Genomic DNA, 17,196 nt, shown 5'->3' with positions numbered 1-17,196 from the left:
CCGCCCGGCCCGCTGCTCCGTCCGGGCCCCGCCCGCCGCCCGGTCCTCGGGCCCCGCTCGGTCGGACCGGGCTGGTACGGTACGGGCCATGTTCGTTCCCTGTGTGTAGCCGACCCCGTCGCGACCGCGCCCCGACCGCACTGCCGTCGGCGCGGTCCTCCGGTGTCCCCGCACACCTCCGGCGCGCCGCCGGGCGTTCCCCGCCCGCCGCCCGGTTCTCACCGAGGAACGTTCCCATGCCCTCCTCCGCCTCCGCGCCTTCGCGCGCCCGCTCCGCACGCCCCGGCTACCGCGCCGTGCTCCGCGCCCCGCACGCCGGCCGCACCTTCGGCGCGGCGCTGCTCGGCCGCCTGTCCTACGGCGTGGTCCCGCTCGCCCTGCTGCTCGCCGTCCGCGACGCCACCGGCTCCTACTCCGCCGCGGGCGCGGCGATGGCCCTGTTCGGCCTCGCCAGCGTCCTCCTCTCCCCGGTCAGGGCCGCACTGGTCGACCGCTACGGCCCCCGGCGGGCGCTGCCGCCGATGGCCGCGCTGTACAGTGCGCTGCTGCTCGCCGTGGCCGCCACCGCGCGGCCCGGCACGGCACCGGCGGCGCTCGCCGCGCTGGTCGTCGCCGCGGGTGCCTGCACCCCGCCGCTCGGCCCGGTGATGCGCACGCTCTGGCGCCGGCTGCTGCCCGACCCGGACCTGCTCCGCCGCGCCTTCAGCCTCGACGGTGTCGCCGAGGAACTGCTCTTCGTCAGCGGACCGCTGCTGGTCGGCCTGCTGCTGCCGCTGGTCGGCCCCGCCGGCGCCGTCGTCGCGGGCGCGGCCCTGCTGCTCACCGGAGCCCTGCTGCTGGTCGCCTCGCCGCTCGCGGCGCCGCACCCCCGGGGCGGCGACGGGGAGGGCCGGCAGGCCGGTGCGGACGGGGCGACCGACGGTGGGCGAGGGCGGCGCGCCGGGCGGCTCGGAGGCGGGCGGGCACTGCGCAGCGCGGTGCTCGCGGCGGCCGTGACCGGGCTGGCGCTGGGCGCGCTGGACCTCATGGTGGTCGCCTTCGCCGAGCGGCAGGGGCGGCCGGAGGCGGTCGGCTGGGTGCTGGCCGCGCTCTCGGTCGGCAGTGCGGTCGGCGGCCTCGGGCTCGGAGCGCTGGACCGTCCGCTGCCGAACGCCGTCCGGCTGCCGCTGTTCACGGCCGGTCTCGGCCTGGCGCTGGCCGCCGCCGGGCTCGCGCCGAACCTGCTGCTGCTCGGCGCGGCCGTCGCGCTCGCCGGGCTCTTCGTCTCACCCGCCCTCACCACCTCCTACCTGGTGGCGGACGAGGCGGTCGCCCCCGACGCCCGCACCCGCGCCGGCGCCTGGGTGAACACCGCCTTCAACGCCGGGTCGGCCGCCGGCGGCGCGACCGTGGGCCTGCTGGTCGGCCACCTGCCGCTGCCGCTCTGCTTCGCCCTCGCCGCCGCCCCGGCGCTGGCGTCGGTACCCGCGCTCCGCACGCGCGACTTTGGTGGAGCCCGGTCGCGCCGAAAGTCGGATCCCGCCCCGGACCCGGCTCCCTAACGTCGTGGCCATGAAGAACTTCCTCGGCTTCGTGAGCTTCGTCCTGGTCGTCGGCGGGATCAGCGGCCTGCTGGCCGACCACCTGTGGGGCCTGCGGGTGTTCGGCTTCGTCCGCTACCTCGTTCCCGCCGCCCACCAGACGGAGGGCTACTTCGTGATGATCGGGCTGGGTGTTCTGCTCGCCCTCGGCACCGCTCTGCTGGACCGTCTGGGCGACGGCCGCGACTGACCCCCGGCCCGGGCGGCCCCGGCGGACCGGGGAGGGAACGAACGGTCGGGCGTTGTCCGTTCGACGGTTGACGAGTCGTCGACAAGGAGGCCCGCATGACCAAACAGGCGTACGGACGGATCGCGCACCGTCACGTCGAGGCGAACGGCGTCCGGCTGCACGTCGCCGAGCAGGGGGAGGGGCCGCTGGTCCTGCTGCTGCACGGCTTCCCGGAGAGCTGGTACTCCTGGCGGCACCAGTTCGCGCCGCTCGCCGAGGCCGGCTACCGGGTGGTCGCCGTCGACCAGCGCGGCTACGCCCGCAGCGAGCAGCCCGAGCGGGTCGACGCGTACACCCTGCTGCACCTGGTCGGCGACGTCACCGCGCTGATCCGCGCGCTCGGCGAGGAGCGGGCGGTGCTGGTCGGCCACGACTGGGGCGCCCCGGTCGCCTGGACCACCGCGACCCTCCGCCCCGACCTGGTGCGCGGGGTGGCCGGGCTCAGCGTCCCGCCGCTGCCGACTCTCGGCCTGCCGCCGCTGGAGCAGGCCAGGGAGCGGTTCGGCGACGGCTTCTACCAGATCTACTTCCAGCGCCCCGGCGTCGCCGACGCCGAACTCCTCCGGGACCCGCACGCGACGTTCCGCCGGCTGTTCCACACCGGCTCGGGCGACGGCCCGCGCGGCGAGGGGTCGCAGGCCTGGGTGGTCGGCGAGGGCCAGACCCTGCTGGACGGCCTCGTCGAGCCGGAGAAGCTGCCCGACTGGCTGTCCGAGGCGGACATCGAGGCCTTCGTCGCCGACTACGCCGAGCACGGCGAGCGGGCCTTCACCGGCGGCCTCAACTGGTACCGCAACATCGACCGGAACAACGAGCTGCTCGCCGGGCTCCACGGTCTGCCCGTGGAGGTCCCCGCCCTCTACGTGAAGGGGGACCGGGACATGGTCACCTCCCAGATCCCGGAGGAGGCGATGCACCTGCTGCTGCAGCACCTGGCGCCCAGGCTGCACCGGCACGTGACCCTCCCGGGCGTCGGGCACTGGACGCAGCAGGAGAGCCCGGCCGAGGTCACCGCCGCGCTGCTGGACTTCCTGCGGCACCTGGACGGCTGAGGCCATGAAGCGGCGTGCCGCTGTCCCGGTTGCCTAGCCGATGAGGGCCTCGGTGATCTGGCGGGTGGTCTGCGCGGCGACCCGGGGGTTGACGGCGGCGTAGGAGGTGTAGGCGTTCAGGGCCGTGGCCAGCGCCCAGCCGCGGCCCCGGATCCAGGTGGCGTCGTCCACGCCGAGCGCGGCGCGGAAGGCGGCCCGGGGCCCGGCCGACATCAGGGTGAAGGCGATCGTCAGGTCGCAGGCCGGGTCGCCGATGCCGAGCCCGCCGAAGTCGATGACCGCGCTCAGGCGGCCGTCGACGGTCAGCAGGTTGCCGGTGTGGAAGTCACCGTGGAACCAGACCGGAGGGCGATCCCAGCTGGGAGCGCTCAGCGCCGCGTCCCACAGTTCGGTCATGGCCGCGGTGTCGAACGCGCCGTCGACCTTCGCGATGGCGGCCCGCGTCGCCCGGTCCCGTGCGACCAGCGGCCGGACGGTGAGATCCGCGCGGGCGCCCCGGACCGGGATCTCCTCGGGCTCGAACTGCTGGAGGGCGATCAGGAACCCGGCCAGTTCGACGGCGGCCTCGGACGAATGGGCCAGTGCCTCGACGGTCGCCACCTCGCCGTCCAGCCAGCGGGACACCGCCCACGGCCATGGATAGCCGAAGTCGGGCTTCCCCACCCCGACCGGTACCGGGACGGCCAGGGGGAGATGCGGGGCGAGCCGGGGCAGCCACTCGGACTCCTTCTCGGCCTGCCCGACGGCCCCGGAATGGCGGGGCAGCCGGACGGACAGCTCCTCGCCCAGCCGGTGGATCACATGGTCCGAACCGGCCGGGTCGAGCAGCTCCAGGGGCAGCCCGGCCCACTGCGGGAACTGCGTGTCGACCAGGCGCCTGACCAGCGCGCCATCGATCGCGGGACGGGTGTCCGCGATTCTCTCGGTTGCCAAGAGCAGCTCCTGGATTCGGCCCGCCCCGTGCGGCGGGCGGTCGGGGCCATCACAGTGTGTCGCGGGCCCGCCTGTCGACCGGATTTTCCCACCGGCGTCAGCCGGTACGGAACCTCGCGCCCCGGCTTCTGGAAGCCGAGCCGGCATGTCCGCTGAACCCACGGATCCATCCCTGAAGACAGCTGCGACGAGCGCTCGGGCTCACGCTGAACCGTCTTCAGTCTTCGTGAACCCGCGGAGGTTCGTTGGCGAGCCGTTCGTCGAGCTCCTCGGCAAAACGGGTGCGGTAGACGCCGTGGACGATGGTTCCGGGGGACTGGTAGCCCCGGTGCTCCGGGTTCGCGACCTCCTCGTCCCACGGCACGAGCCGGCCGGCGGGCGGCGGAACACGGCCCAGATACAGCTGCGCGGCCTGCTCCAGCGACCGTTCCCCCGTGAGCACCGAGCCCCAGAGCCCGCGGCCCTGCCCGACGATCCACAGGCACAGGTCCTCGGTGTCGTCCTCGGACCAGCCGAACCCGTCCACCCGCACGCCTTCCGCGAAGTCGGCCAGCGCGTCCGCGGCGGCCTCGAACGCGAGCGCGAAGGCTTCGAGGACCTCCCGGGGCCGGGACTCCAGCCACGATTCCAGAGCGGAAAGCCGCGGTCGGGTCGCCTCCAGGGCCGCCCAGAACCAGTCGGGAACCTCGTCGGGCTCCATGGCGGCTCCCTCGTCGAACTCGTCGGACGTGTCGAAGGGGTTGACGGCTGCGGTCGGCACGCGGGCGCTCAGACCGGGAGGAGGCGGGCGATGAACTCGCCCAGCCGGCGGGCGTTGCGGCAGCAGTGCATCTCGACCACCCCGGCGTAGGCGGGGGCGGCCGAGTCGCCGGTGCCCCAGAGCGCGGGCTGTTCCGGGTTGAGCCAGTGGACCCGGTGGGCGCGGGCGGCGATGAGCCCGAGGGCGGGCAGGTCGGGATCCCGGTGGTTGGTGCGGGCGTCGCCGAGGATCAGCACGCTGGTCCGCGGGCCCACGGCGTCCAGGTGGCGGTCGGCGAACTCGCGCAGCGCCGAGCCGTAGTCGCTGTTGCCGTGGTAGCCCGTCACCTTGGCCTCGGTGAGGATCCGCCGGGCCAGGGTGGCCGGGTCGCCGCCACCGCGGGTGAGCAGGTCCGTCACCTCGGCGGTGCGGTTGACGAAGGCGAACACCCGGATCCTGCTGAACTGGTCGCGCATCGCCTGGACCAGCAGCAGGGTGAAGTCGGAGAAGCCCGCCACCGAGCCGGACACGTCGCAGAGCAGGACCAGCTCGGGGCGGGCCGGGCGGCGCAGCCGGTGGGCCGGGCGCAGCGGGACACCGCCGGTGGACAGCGAGCGGCGCAGGGTGCGGCGCAGGTCGATGTGCCCCCGTGCCGCCCGGCGCCGGCGCGCGGCCAGCCGGGTGGCCAGCTTCCGGGCCAACGGGTGCACGGTGCGCCTGAGTTCGGCGAGCTGGTCGCGGCCGGCCGCGAGGAAGTCGATCCGGTCGAGGCTGGGCGCGACGGCGCGTTCGGCGACGTGCTCGGTGCCGCGCACCTCGGCCGCCCGCCGCCGGGCCTCGGTGGCGACCATGGCGCGGAAGTCCTGGATGCGGCGGCGGATCTCGTCCGGGAGGAGGTGGTCGTCGAGACCGCCGGTGCCGTCGGCACCCGCGCGCAGCGCCGCCAGCACCCTCGCCAGCAGGGTCTCGGGGGCGAGCCGGCCGAGGGCCTGGTGGGCCGACCAGCCGTCACCGCCGGGCCGGCCGGAGCCGCCGGCGGTGCCGTACCGGCCGAACGCGGCCACCGCCTCGCCCGCGAGCCGGGCCTGGGCTGCCCGGTCGTCGGCGGCGAGGGCGGCCGCGATCCGCTCCCTGAGGTCCTCGCGCAGCGCGCCGGGGTCCGGGGTCGCGGGGGCCGGGGACGCCGGGACCGGGGCCGTCGGGACCGGGGCCGTCGGGACCGGGGCCGTCGGGTCGGCCGGGGCCGGGGCGGCGGCCCGGCGGACGGCCTCCGGATCGCCGACGCCGAGCGGGAAGAAGAGGTCGAAGGCGGGGTCGAAGACCGCGCGCTGCCCGTCCGAGCGGAGCAGGGCGGCGGCCAGCCCGGCCCTGACCTGCTCGCGGTCGGCGAGGCCGAGGACGTCCAGGACGGCGGCGGCGTCGACCGTCTCGGCGGGACCGATCCGCAGGCCGTGGGTGCGCAGCGCGCGCACGAAGCCGGTCAGCCGGGCGGCGAGGTCGGCAGGGGCGTCGAGGTCGCCGGGGTCGGCAGGGTCGGCGAGGTCGACCGCGTCGGGAGCCGACGCGGCGCCGTCGCCGGCCTGCGCGGGGACGGTCATGCGAGGGTGAGCTTCCGTGCGGCCTTCAGCACGTCGTCCTGGTGCTTGAGGACCACGCCGAGGGTGGCGCGCACGACCGTCTCGTCGAGGGTGTCGGCGCCGAGGGCGAGCAGCGTGCGGGCCCAGTCGACCGTTTCGGCCACCGAGGGGGCCTTGCGCAGCTCCATCGCCCGCAGCGCGCCGACCACCCGGACCAGTGACTCGGCCAGCGCCGCGTCCAGGCCGGGGACCCGCTGCCGGACGATCCGGCGCTCCAGCTCCGCCTCCGGGTAGCCGAGGTGGAGGAACAGGCAGCGACGGCGCAGCGCCTCGGACAGCTCCCGGGTGGCATTGGAGGTGAGCAGGACGAACGGGCGGCGGCTCGCCGTGATGGTGCCCAGCTCGGGCACGGTGACCTGGAAGTCGCTGAGCACTTCCAGCAACAGGGCCTCGACCTCGACGTCGGCCTTGTCCATCTCGTCGATGAGCAGCACGGTCGGCTCGTCGCCGCGGATGGCGGTCAGCAGCGGCCGGGTGAGCAGGAACTCCTCGCCGAAGATGTCGGTGCGGGCCGCGTCCCAGCCCTGGTCGCGTCCGGCGGTGATCCGCAGCAACTGCTTGGCGTGGTTCCATTCGTAGAGGGCGCGGGCCTCGTCGATGCCCTCGTAGCACTGGAGCCGGACGAGTCGGGCGCGGCCGGTGGCGGCGACGGCCTTCGCCAGTTCGGTCTTGCCCACGCCGGCCGGTCCCTCGACGAGCAGCGGCTTGCCGAGCCGGTCGGCGAGGAAGACGGTGGTCGCCAGCTCGGTGGAGGCGAGGTAGCCCGCCTCGGCCAGCCGGGCGGCCGTGTCGGCCACCGACTCGAAGAACCGCGTGCCCTCGGCGCCCATGCGTGCCCCACATCCCCGTCGTCCGGTGTCCGTGGGCAGCACCCTACCGGTGGGTCACTTCGCTGTCCCGGTCGTCCTCGGACGCGGCCGTGCCCGGCGCGGCCGGAACCCGGCCGGCGGCACGGGGCCGCCGGCCGGGTGTTGTCACCGGCGCCGCAGGGTCGTCAGTTGACGAAGACGACCGGGTTCCCCGGCACCGAGATGTCGCGGACCGGGCCGTAGGTGGCGGTGAAGTAGCCGGTCGCGAAGCAGGTGCTCGGGCCGGAGGACTTCGGCAGCGCCTGGCTGGCGAAGCCGATGGTCTGGCCGACGTTGTTGGTGGTGCCGTTGAGGCCGCCGGCGCTCTGGTAGACGCAGGTGATGGGGCCGAGGATGGTGTTCAGCACCACGGTGGTCTGCACCGGGCCGCCGCCGGAGCCCGTGCTGAGCCAGACCGGGAAGCCCGCGGCGTCGCTGACCGAGTTGGTGTAGGCGAGGTTGTTGACGGTGATGCTCTTCACCCCGGTCACGCCGATCACGTTCGAGGTGCAGTTGCCGAAGGTCTGGGTGTTGAGCGCCTCGGTGGCGGTGCCCGGGGCGGTCGGGTTGCTGAGCACGGTCGCGGAGAACGAGGAGGTGGCGCACTTGATGCCGCTCGTTCCGGTGGCGCTGGAGAAGAAGTTGGCGGTGGTGCCGCCCACCAGGTCGGCGGTCAGCACGTCGCCGACGGAGACGTTCGGTCCGGCGAGCGCGGTGTGGGTGAGCACGGCGACGGCGGCGGCCTGGGCGGGGGCGGCCTGGGCGGGGGCGACGGTGCCGGCGGCCAGCATCGCGGCGGCGGCGAGGGCTGCGGTTCCGAGGGTACGGCGGATGCGCATGAGGGTGTGCCTCTCCGGGCGATTCGGGTGGGGGCCGTGCGGTCGGCGGGGGTGCGCGCGGCGGCGTCGGCCGCGGCGTGACCGCGACGGGGTGGTGCGGGGTGGGGAGCCGCGGACGGCGACTCGGCGGGCCCGGCGCCACGGGCCCGCCCGTACGGGCGGCGGTACCGGCGGCACGACGCTGTGCGGCGGGTACGGCACGGCCCGGATCGACCGCTCACGGCCGGCCTGGGCCGGCCGCGGTCGAGTACGGCTGAGTACGGCGGGATGGTGCGCGGATGGAGCGAGGGTGGGGCGGGAAGGTGCGTTCGGTGCAGGGTGCACGTCGGCGGCTGCCACCGCCGGGCATGCGTTCGCCATACTGAGCAGTCGGAACGCGTGCGGGCTTCCGGCGGCGTCCGCCGCGAATTGGAAACCCGCCAGTGTTGTAAACCGGACGTCGCGTCAGTGTCAAGAAGAAGCACAGGAGTTGGCGGATGAGACCGGAATCCCGTCGGAACGCCGAAACCGCCCTGCTGCCCGGCGCGCGCCCCGGTCGCGACCCGGCCCGGTCGATCAAGCGCGGCCCGAGCCGGTTGCCCCCGGGGGTGGTCGCCGCGACCCAGCGCGAGCGGCTGCTCGACGGTCTGGTGCTCACCGTGGCGCAACACGGCTACCAGCGTGCCACGGTCAGCGACATCTGCCGCGCGGCCGGGGTGACCAGGCCGGTCTTCTACGAGCTGTTCACCGGCAAGGAGGACGCCTTCCTGGCCGCCCACCGCTACGGCACCGGGGTGGTGGTCCGGCGGATGGCGGCGGCCTTCGCGGCGGCGCCGGACTGGTGCACCGGGATCCGCGAGTCGCTGCGGGCGATGCTCGGGCTGCTGGCCGGGGTGCCGGCCTTCGCGACCATGGCGGTGATCGAGTTGGACGCGGTCGGCCCGGCCGGGCGCCGGGAGCGCGATCAACTCCTCACCCGGTTCCGGGCGTTCTTCGCCGAGGTGCCCGAACTCCCGGCCGGGGTGGCGGCGGAGGCGATGGTCGACGCGGTGGTCGGCGGCGTCTACTGCGCCCTGCAGCGCCGCATCGGCGCCGGTCGCACCACCGAACTCCCGGACCTGCTGCCGACCTTGAGCCTTTTCTGCCTGGCCCCTTTCCTCGGACCGGCCGAGGCGGCGCGCCGCCTGGAGCTGGAGGTCATGCCGTAGGGCCGGTCTCTCGGTGAGGGCGGGCCACCGGGCGGGAGAAGCGGACGATGATCCTTCGTGCACCCGTATTGACCTCCTCAATACCGGGCAGTAGCTTCCCAGTTACCCATTGCGGCCCGACCGGTCCGCCCCGCTGCCGAGGGGCGGTCCCTCCCGGTCGTGCCGCAGAACGCTGTCCGCGCCAGGGCAACGTGCCAGTGACTGCCCGTCCCCACCACCCGAGGGAGCACACATGGCCACGTCCGAGGACGCAGCCCCGACCACCGAGAGCACCACCGCGGCGGCGCCCGCGCAGCGCAGAGGCCGGGTCCGGCTGAAGCGCACCGCGCTGATGGCCGTGCCGGCCGTCGCGGCCGGCGCCGTGCTGATGACCCTGACCGCGCAGGGCGTGCTCGCCGCCCAGTTCGAGATCTCCGGCATGGCGTTCACCGTCACCGCCGACAGCCTGGACGGCAAGGGATTCGAGCAGTTCGGCAGCCTGGACCGCATGATCGAGAACAGCCCCAACGCCGGGGACACCGGCGGGCAGGTGCTGGTCGCGGTCTCCGCGATCAAGGAGGCCTCGCTGACCAAGCTCTGCCAGAGCGTCGAACTCGGCGGCATCAACCTGCTGATCAAGGCCGGTGACGCCGGGACACCGGTGACCGCCACCGACCTCACCACCGACTCCGACCTGCTCACCGGCGACGCCGAGTTCACCAACATCGAGATCGGCGGCGACGCGAGCACCTTCACCAAGGCCGGCGTCAAGGGCCTGCCCGGCGTCTTCGGGCAGCAGGCCGACACCGTCAAGATCAAGAACCTGCGGCAGCACAACTACGCCACCACCGCCGGCGCCTTCAAACTGCCCAACCTGCGGCTGAGCTTCAGCTCCGAGGGCTGCTGACGGTGGCCGAACCCGAGCCGACGCCCGCGGCCGTGCCCGAGTCGACGCCCGTGCCCGAGCCACTGGCCCAGGCCGAGCCACAGGGCCGGCCCGAGCCACTGGCCCGGGCCGCGGGCGAGGGCCAGGCCGCGCCGGCCACCGCCGCCCGGACCCGCCCCGCCTGGCGCGGCTGGCGGGGCCGGCGGCCGTTCTGGGGCGGAGTGCTGATCCTGTTCGGCGGCGCGGAGATCCTCTTCACCCTGCGCGCCCCGCTGCCCGTCGTCCTGCACATCGGGCTCCAGGGGCTGTCCGGCTACCTCGTTCCGACGGTGATGGTCCTCTGCGGCCTGCTGGTCCTGTTCAACCCGGCCCAGCGGCTGTTCTACTCGGTCCTCGCCGTGCTGGCGTCGCTCGGCAGCTGGCTCACCTCCAACCTGGGGGGCTTCCTGATCGGCATGCTGTGCGGCGTGATCGGCAGCTGCCTCACCTTCGGCTGGCTCCCCGACCAGCCCCCGCGCCGCCGCCTGCTGCGCCGGGGCCAGGGCGGTCGGAAGGCCGCAGACCCGGCCGGCGTCTGAGGCGGTCGCGGCCGGCGCCGACGCAGACCCCGCGTCCGGCGCCGCCGCGACCGGCCCGCTTCCGCGCCCAGCGTGATCCGAAAGAGAGGGCCCCGTCCCCGGCGATGGGAGAGCGCCGGGGACGGGGCGCCGTGCCACCTGCCGGTTCGTCGACAGGCCGGTGGTCCTCTTCATGGGGCGCGACCCGGTCCGGTGGTCCCGGTCGACCAGGGACCACCGGCCCTGTCCGGAGCGCCGCACGGGGCCGTTTACTGGGCCTGTCCACGGTTTGGCCACCCCCTGCCCGAAGCCGGGCCGTCGGCTGTCCGGACGGTGAACAACCGTCGTCGGGACGGTGTCTGACAGGTGATTAGGCTTCGCTTCCATGGACCTGGACACCACCATCGGCACCACCGAGTACGACCGGTTGATCGCGCGCCACCACGCCATGCGCCTGCGCCGGCAGATCCTGGCGCCGGCGCCGTCCTTCGCCGCATCGCCGGCCGGCCCGGGCGGCGCGCCCGACGGCGGCCCCCGTCCCGTGGCCGGCCAGGATGCCGACGGGTACGCCAGGGGCCAGGACGGCGCGGCCGACCAGCGGCTGATTCTCGGCAGCCTCGGTCTGGTCACCCCGTTCGCCGATCTGATCGACCACCTCTACAGGTTCATGTTCCGCCGCCGCCCCTTCCTGCGCGCGCTGTTCCCGGAGTCCATGGAGTTCCAGCAGGTCCATCTGGAGCGGATGTTCGAGTACCTGATCGAGCACCTGCACGACCCCGACCGGCTCTCCGCCACGCTCGCCCAGCTCGGCCGCGACCACCGCAAGCTGGGCGTCCGTCCGGTCCACTACGAGGCCTTCGAGGAGGCGCTCTGCGAGGCGCTCCGGTACCGGGCCGGCGCGGGGTGGAGCGTCGAACTGGAGGACGCCTGGGTGCGGATGCTGCGCTTCGCCGTCCGGTCGATGGTGGCGGGCGCGGAGTCGGCGCTCACCGAGCCCCCGTACTGGCACGCCACGGTGGTCGGCCATGAGCGCCGCCGCGCCGACCTCGCCGTGCTGCGGGTGCGCACCGGCGAGCCGTACCCGTACCGGGCCGGGCAGTACGGGAGCGTCGAGCACCCGGCGCTGCCGCACACCTGGCGGCAGTACTCGATGGGCAACGCGCCGCGCGCCGACAACGAGCTGGAGTTCCACGTCCGCCGTACCGGGCCGGGCGGGGTGAGCGCGGCGCTGGTCGAGCACACCGCGGTCGGCGACCGGCTGCGGCTCGGCCCGCCGCGCGGCACGCTGATGCCGCAGGACGACACCCGGGACCTCCTGCTGGTCGCCGGAGGCACCGGGCTCGCCCCGATGAAGGCGATCGTCGAGGAGCTGGTGGAGCACCGCCCACGCGGTCGCCGGGTCCACCTGTTCGTCGGGGCCCGGGCCAGGGCCGACCTCTACGACTGGCCGGCCCTCGCCGAACTCGGCGGCCGCAAGCCCTGGTTGGAGCTGGTCCCGGTCGCCGACGACGCCGCCGACGGCCCCGCGGGCCCGGGCGGCCGGCTGGCCGAGGCGGTCAGCCGGGCCGGTGACTGGTCCCAGCACCTGGCCTGCGTCAGCGGCCCGGCGGGCCTGGTCGACGAGGTCCGCACCCGGCTGGTCGCCTCCGGCCTGCCGTCCACCCGGATCCACCACGACCCGGTGCTCAGCCGCCTCTGAGTGCGCCGCCGGGCCGACACCCCGGAACCCGCCGGCCGCGGCCGCGACCTACCGGTAGCAGTAGGAGTCCGAGGAGGCGTCCCCGCCCGCCAGGTGCGTCTGGTGCACCCGCAGCCCGCGGAACTCCTCGCCGTGCGGGAAGAACCGCAGATCCACGGTGAGCCCGCCCTGCTCCGGGTCGGCGTCCAGCTTGACGATCCACGGCTCGATGCCGTCCGGGTAGAACTGGTCGTCCCAGGACCCGTACAGCGAGTTGGTGAGGTACACCCGCCGACCGTCCCGGCTGATCTCGACCATCTGTGGCGCGCCGCTCAACGGGCGGTCCGGCTCGGCCGGGTGGGGCGTGCGGGCGGTCACCCCGCCGAGCCGCACGGAGGCGGTCAGGCGTGGATGGAACGGGTCCGAAACGTCGTACTGCAGCAGCTCGCCCGTGCCCCAGGCGGAGACGTACAGCCAGCGGTCGTCGACCGACAGGTTGATGTCCGTGACCAGCGGCGGCACCGCGCCGAACGGCTGCAGGACCGGCGGCAGGTCCTCGGCCTTGGCCGGCTCGGCGGGGATCTCGATCACCTTGCGCGCGGTGAACGCCTCGCCGTCCCGGTACCAGAGCCAGACCGAGGCCGAGAGGTCCTCGACGTTGGTGACCACCCCCGCGAACCCCCACTCGGCCTGCGGGTCGTGGGCCGGGCGCAGCTCCAGCACCATCTGGTACTGGTCGCCCAGGTCGATCCGCTGCAGGTGCCGCCCGGAGTCCAGCTCCCAGAAGTGCAGCGCGTGCCCGTACTTGCGGCCCAGCAGCAGCTCCGGCACCACGCCGTCCTCGACCATCCACGGCGTGCCCCACTCACTGGTGACCCCCACGTTGGTGCCCAGGTGCCACCACACGTCGTAGGCGAAGTTCTGCGGGCCGCGCTCGGTCTCCCAGGGGCGCAGCACGTCGAAGGTGGTGTGGTCGAGCAGCGCGACCCCGCCGGGGCCGTCGCCGCCGGCCGCCGCGCCCAGGCAGGACAGGAAGACGCCGTCCGGTCCGCAGTGCAGGGTGTGCGGGCGCGAGTAGCCGGCTCTGGCCGCCAGCTCCTCCGGCGTCACCGTCTTCACCAGTGCCGGGCGCACCGGGTCCGGCCGGGTGTCCAGGACGTGCAGCCGTGAGGAGCGCAGGCCCGGCAGCAGCAGGTAGCGCCGCTCGGCGTCGTGGTGGCCGGCGTGCGCGAGCGCGCTGGAACAGGCGTTCCAGCCGAAGTGGTGCAGCTCGTCGCCGACCCCGGGCATGTCGGTGAAGTTGAGTACACGCCCGTAGCTCGCCGACTCCGGATCGGTGTCGACGGTGATCAGCGCGTCCGGCCGCTGCGCCGACCGGTCGAAGCCCGCCACGTAGGCGAGCTTCTCCGGTGGCGCGGCGATCGCCTCGGCGGGCGTGCGGTACAGGGAGGGATCGCTGTGGCCGGAGTGCCGGTCGTCCTGCGGGCCGTGTCCATGCGGCATGCTGGCTCCTCAACTCGCCTGTTCGGCAAGGGAAGTGACAGGGGCCCGGGTAGCCTTCCACAGACCCGCGGGCGCACAGCAGGCGCACGGGGAGCGGGTGGGGGGCCGGGGGCGGCGCGCCCCCGGCCCGGCCGCGGCGGTGCGGACGGTTCAGCTCACCGGGAGTGGGAAGTACGCCCCGAGCCAGCGGTCGAGCTCGGCGAACACCCGGGTGCGGGCCGTCTCCGCGGACAGCACGAGGTCGTGCATGCCGCCCTTGATCCGCACGATCGTCACATGGCGGCCCAGGTGCGGACCGGCGGCCGCGATGTCGTCGGCGCGCAGCACCGCGTCCGCGTGGTGCAGGGCGGCGTGCCAGCGGGTGGTGGAGATGGACGCGGTGGAGGCCATCAGCAGCACCGGCACGTCGATGCCGAGCCCGCGCCGCAGCTCCCGGTGGCCGCGCTGGACGGCGGCCAGCCAGCCGGCGAACAGCGGCACGCCCTCGGCCGGCTTGAGCCTCAGGTCGAAGTCCCACTCGCCGCGGAAGTCGCGGTGCAGGCTGTGCACGTAGTGCGGGTTGAGCGCGGAGGGCAGCACCCGGGTGGGCGCCAGGCGGCCGATCGCGTCCAGCGCCGGGGCGCCGAGGGTGCGGACGGCGGGTGCGGCCGGCATGGAGAGGAACGGGCTGTTGAGGAACAGGCCGTCGACCAGGCCCCGCCCGGTGCGGCGCCCGGCCCACAGGGCGGCGATCAGCCCGCCGGTGGAGTGGCCGTTGACCAGCAGCCGGGTGTGCCCGTCCAGCTGCCGGATGATCCGCACCGCCTCGTCCAGCTCCTCGTCGTACGTCGCGAGGTCGCGCACGAAGTTCGGTGACTGGTGCGGGCGCAGCGAGCGCCCGTACTTGCGCAGGTCGAGCGCGTAGAAGGAGAAGCCGGCCGCGGTGTAGTGGTCGGCGAGGTGGGTCTGGAACCAGTAGTCGTTGTAGCCGTGGATGTACAGCACGGCCTGCTGCGAGCCGGGGACGAGCCGGCGCACCAGGGTCGCCGAGACCTCGCCTTCGTCGTCCGGCCGCAGCGGCAGCTCGGCGGCCTCGTAGGGGGCGCCGAGGATGTCTTCGCGGAACTCCATGGCCACGGGCACCCACTCTCTGCTCGGAATCTCGGGGTAGCACGACGATACCGGCCGGTAGCCTCCGGCGTGACGGCGACTCGGGCCGGGCGCCTATGCTGCGGACATGCCCGAGATGCCCGAACCACCCACCCCGTCCCCGGCCGGCGAACCCCTGCCGGTGGCGCGGCGCACCGACCTCGGGCAGGCGAAGCTCCTCCCCGACATCGACCACGACGGCGGCTGGCTGCTGACCCTCGACGACACCCCGCAGTCCTACGTCGACCTCGGTGACCCGACCCACCTGGAGTTCGAGTACACCCGGCGCCTCGGCCACCTCGTCGACGTGCTCGCCGAGCCCGGCCGCCCGCTGCACGCCCTCCACCTGGGCGGCGGCGCGCTGACCGTGCCCCGCTACCTGGCCGCCACCCGGCCCGGCTCGCGCCAGCGCGTGGTGGAGGTGGACGGCCCGCTGCTCGCCCTGGTCGAGCAGCACCTGCCGTGGCAGGGGCCCGGCGTCGACATCACCGCCGAGGTGGGGGACGCCCGCGCCGCGCTCGCGGCCGCCGCGCAGGCCGCTCCCGGCTCGCTGGACCTCGTCGTCGCCGACGTCTTCCACGGGTCGCGCACCCCCGGACACCTCACCTCGGTGGAGTTCCTGCGGTCGGCGGCGGCCGTGCTGCGCCCAGGCGGCTGCTACGCCGCGAACCTCGCCGACGGCCCGCCGCTCGCCTTCGCCCGCGCCCAGGCGGCGACGCTGCGCGCCGTCTTCCCGCAGGTCTGCCTGATCGCCGAGGCGCCGGTGCTGCGCGGGCGCCGGTACGGCAACATCCTGCTGGTCGGCTCGGCCGCCCCGCTGCCGGTCGCGGACCTCGGCCGTCGCCTCGCCGGGGACGTCTTCCCGGCCCGGCTCACCGAGGGCGCCGACCTCGCGGCCTTCACCGCCCGTACCGCGCCGGTCACCGACGCCACCGCCACCGACTCCCCGCCGCCACCGGACGGCGCCTTCAGCGTCGGCTGAGCGACGGGCCCCGGGCGTCCCGGCGCGCCGAACCGTGCGCACCGCCGTCCGCACGGCCCCCGGTGTCAGAATCGGCGGGTCCGCGCGGGGGACGCCCGCCACGTCCGAGGAAGCGAGCGAGAGATGAGCAGCGTGGAGCGGCCGGAGCTGTCGGCGGTGCCCGAGACGGCGCTGTGGACGCTCTGGCAGCGTGCCGTCGAAGCCCGCCGGCCCGATGCCGTGCTCCGTGACCCGAAGGCGGTGGACCTGGTCGAGCGGATCGACTACCCGTTCGCCGAGCGGTTCGGCACGAGCGGCTCCCAGTCCCAGTTCCAGGCGCTGCGGGTGGCCTGCTTCGACCGTGAAGTGGCGGACTTCCTGGCCCGGGAGCCACGCGGCACGGTGGTCTGCCTGGGCGAGGGCCTGGAGACGCAGTACTGGCGCGTCGACAACGGCCGCGCCCACTGGCTCACCGTGGACCTCCCCGAGATGGTGGCCCTGCGCGAGCGCCTCCTCCCGCCCGGCCCGCGGCGGCGCTATCTGGCCGCCGACGCCACCGACCTGCGGTGGGCCGACGAGGTGGACCACGACCGTGCGGTCCTGGTCACTACGCAGGGCCTGTGCATGTACCTCCCCCCGGCCCAGGTGAAAGCCCTGATCGCGGGCTGCGCGGACCGGTTCCCAGGCGGCTCCATGGTCGTGGACGCCGTACCGCGCTGGTTCGCACGGCTCACCATGAGCGGGAAGATGCGTACCGCCGCCTACCAGGTGCCGGCCATGCCCTGGGCGATGGACGCCGGCGAACGCGACAAGCTCCGCACCGCGAGCCCGGCGGTGACGGCCGTCCGCGACGTCCGACCGACGGGCGGACGCGGTCTCCTCGGCGCCCTCCTGCCCCTGGCCCTGACCGCCCCCTGGCTGGCCGCCCACCGCCCCTCGGTCACGGTCCTGAACTTCGCCGAAGGCCCCGAACCGGCATAGACGAGCAGGAGCCCCCACCCCGGTGGAGCATCGCGGCTTCCGGCCGGCCGGAGTTCAGGAGATTGTGCACGTTCGCTCTGGGACGGTGGCCCTGCACGGAACCAACGGCCGGGCCAATCCCGGCCGTCACATGAAAATGGGCCTCTCGCCAGGATGCGGGAAACGCCACGAGGTGCAGAGGCGCTCCCTGTCCGGCCACCCCGTCAGGATCGGTTCGCACGGCGCTCGGCGCCCCATGCGACGAGCGCGAAACCGGTGGCGGTCCAGAATCCGGGAGCCCCGTACGCTCGCCCGGACAGGAACGAGCCGGCCACGGCGATGACGGCCACGGTCAGGGCCGTGGCGAAGCAGGTGTTGGAGAGCGCTCGGTACCGGTTCATGTCGGTCCTCACTGTGGTGGACGGGGCGGGCCGGGCGCGCGGGGGGGGGGGGCCGGGGGGGGCGGGCGGGGGGGGGGGGGGGGGGCGGTAGGGGGTGGC

17 protein-coding genes are annotated in these 17,196 nt (G+C 74.7%); 9 read left to right on the top strand and 8 right to left on the bottom strand.

The genetic code is table 11. The features are described from left to right. Nucleotides 1-236 precede the first annotated feature (236 nt). From ACFU9E_RS06605 to ACFU9E_RS06595, 3 genes are all read left to right on the top strand, one after another. The gene (locus tag ACFU9E_RS06605) at nucleotides 237-1,541 is read left to right on the top strand and encodes an MFS transporter (protein ID WP_380683731.1); all 1,305 of its coding nucleotides are present in this window, start codon (nucleotides 237-239) and stop codon (nucleotides 1,539-1,541) included. Between the two features lie 10 nt (nucleotides 1,542-1,551). Beyond that, nucleotides 1,552-1,770, top strand: coding sequence for a hypothetical protein (locus tag ACFU9E_RS06600; RefSeq protein WP_380683732.1), 219 nt, complete (start codon nucleotides 1,552-1,554; stop codon nucleotides 1,768-1,770). A gap of 95 nt (nucleotides 1,771-1,865) precedes the next feature. Further along, nucleotides 1,866-2,861 carry an alpha/beta fold hydrolase gene (locus tag ACFU9E_RS06595; protein ID WP_380683733.1) on the top strand — a complete coding sequence of 332 codons (996 nt, stop codon included), beginning with the start codon at nucleotides 1,866-1,868 and terminating at the stop codon, nucleotides 2,859-2,861. A 33-nt stretch (nucleotides 2,862-2,894) separates the two neighbouring features. On the opposite strand, the gene ACFU9E_RS06590 is transcribed toward ACFU9E_RS06595, so the two are convergent. The 5 genes from ACFU9E_RS06590 to ACFU9E_RS06570 all read right to left on the bottom strand — a co-directional run bounded on the left by ACFU9E_RS06590 (nucleotide 2,895) and on the right by ACFU9E_RS06570 (nucleotide 7,857). Beyond that, nucleotides 2,895-3,794, bottom strand: a complete 900-nt coding sequence (locus ACFU9E_RS06590; RefSeq protein WP_380683734.1) for an aminoglycoside phosphotransferase family protein — start codon at nucleotides 3,792-3,794, stop codon at nucleotides 2,895-2,897. 217 nt (nucleotides 3,795-4,011) lie between these two features. Further along, nucleotides 4,012-4,494 (bottom strand): hypothetical protein, encoded by a 483-nt coding sequence (locus tag ACFU9E_RS06585; RefSeq protein WP_380683735.1) that lies wholly within the window; start codon nucleotides 4,492-4,494, stop codon nucleotides 4,012-4,014. A gap of 68 nt (nucleotides 4,495-4,562) precedes the next feature. Further along, on the bottom strand, nucleotides 4,563-6,131 hold the full coding sequence (locus ACFU9E_RS06580; protein WP_380683736.1) for a VWA domain-containing protein: 1,569 nt from the start codon (nucleotides 6,129-6,131) through the stop codon (nucleotides 4,563-4,565). Next, complete coding sequence (locus ACFU9E_RS06575) at nucleotides 6,128-7,000, bottom strand: AAA family ATPase (protein WP_380683737.1); 873 nt, start codon at nucleotides 6,998-7,000, stop codon at nucleotides 6,128-6,130. The genes ACFU9E_RS06580 and ACFU9E_RS06575 overlap by 4 nt, the downstream gene beginning before the upstream one ends. A gap of 164 nt (nucleotides 7,001-7,164) precedes the next feature. Beyond that, nucleotides 7,165-7,857 (bottom strand): Tat pathway signal sequence domain protein, encoded by a 693-nt coding sequence (locus ACFU9E_RS06570; RefSeq protein WP_380689614.1) that lies wholly within the window; start codon nucleotides 7,855-7,857, stop codon nucleotides 7,165-7,167. Nucleotides 7,858-8,333: 476 nt separating this feature from the next. Here ACFU9E_RS06570 and ACFU9E_RS06565 point away from each other — a divergent pair, with 476 nt between their 5' ends. From ACFU9E_RS06565 to ACFU9E_RS06550, 4 genes are all read left to right on the top strand, one after another. Next, nucleotides 8,334-9,044, top strand: coding sequence for a TetR/AcrR family transcriptional regulator (locus ACFU9E_RS06565; RefSeq protein ID WP_380689612.1), 711 nt, complete (start codon nucleotides 8,334-8,336; stop codon nucleotides 9,042-9,044). Between the two features lie 232 nt (nucleotides 9,045-9,276). Beyond that, complete coding sequence (locus tag ACFU9E_RS06560) at nucleotides 9,277-9,930, top strand: DUF6230 family protein (RefSeq protein ID WP_380689610.1); 654 nt, start codon at nucleotides 9,277-9,279, stop codon at nucleotides 9,928-9,930. 2 nt (nucleotides 9,931-9,932) lie between these two features. Further along, nucleotides 9,933-10,487 (top strand): DUF6114 domain-containing protein, encoded by a 555-nt coding sequence (locus ACFU9E_RS06555; protein ID WP_380689608.1) that lies wholly within the window; start codon nucleotides 9,933-9,935, stop codon nucleotides 10,485-10,487. Nucleotides 10,488-10,851: 364 nt separating this feature from the next. Beyond that, nucleotides 10,852-12,165 (top strand): globin domain-containing protein, encoded by a 1,314-nt coding sequence (locus tag ACFU9E_RS06550; protein ID WP_380687662.1) that lies wholly within the window; start codon nucleotides 10,852-10,854, stop codon nucleotides 12,163-12,165. Nucleotides 12,166-12,213: 48 nt separating this feature from the next. On the opposite strand, the gene ACFU9E_RS06545 is transcribed toward ACFU9E_RS06550, so the two are convergent. Further along, on the bottom strand, nucleotides 12,214-13,647 hold the full coding sequence (locus ACFU9E_RS06545) for a selenium-binding protein SBP56-related protein (RefSeq protein WP_380687660.1): 1,434 nt from the start codon (nucleotides 13,645-13,647) through the stop codon (nucleotides 12,214-12,216). A gap of 150 nt (nucleotides 13,648-13,797) precedes the next feature. Next, nucleotides 13,798-14,757: an alpha/beta hydrolase gene (locus tag ACFU9E_RS06540; protein WP_380687658.1), complete on the bottom strand. Its 960-nt coding sequence runs from the start codon at nucleotides 14,755-14,757 to the stop codon at nucleotides 13,798-13,800. Nucleotides 14,758-14,863: 106 nt separating this feature from the next. Between ACFU9E_RS06540 and ACFU9E_RS06535 the strand changes: the two genes are divergently transcribed. After that, on the top strand, nucleotides 14,864-15,757 hold the full coding sequence (locus ACFU9E_RS06535) for a spermidine synthase (RefSeq protein ID WP_380687655.1): 894 nt from the start codon (nucleotides 14,864-14,866) through the stop codon (nucleotides 15,755-15,757). 123 nt (nucleotides 15,758-15,880) lie between these two features. Next, nucleotides 15,881-16,717 carry a class I SAM-dependent methyltransferase gene (locus ACFU9E_RS06530; protein WP_380687653.1) on the top strand — a complete coding sequence of 279 codons (837 nt, stop codon included), beginning with the start codon at nucleotides 15,881-15,883 and terminating at the stop codon, nucleotides 16,715-16,717. A 203-nt stretch (nucleotides 16,718-16,920) separates the two neighbouring features. Here the strand turns inward: ACFU9E_RS06530 and ACFU9E_RS06525 are convergent, their stop codons facing one another. Then, nucleotides 16,921-17,097 carry a hypothetical protein gene (locus ACFU9E_RS06525; RefSeq protein WP_380687651.1) on the bottom strand — a complete coding sequence of 59 codons (177 nt, stop codon included), beginning with the start codon at nucleotides 17,095-17,097 and terminating at the stop codon, nucleotides 16,921-16,923. Between the last annotated feature and the right edge of the window lie 99 nt (nucleotides 17,098-17,196).

It is taken from the genome of Kitasatospora sp. NPDC057595 (genome assembly GCF_042800875.1).
Classification (GTDB): domain Bacteria; phylum Actinomycetota; class Actinomycetes; order Streptomycetales; family Streptomycetaceae; genus Kitasatospora.
This window is presented reverse-complemented; position numbering and strand designations above follow the sequence as displayed.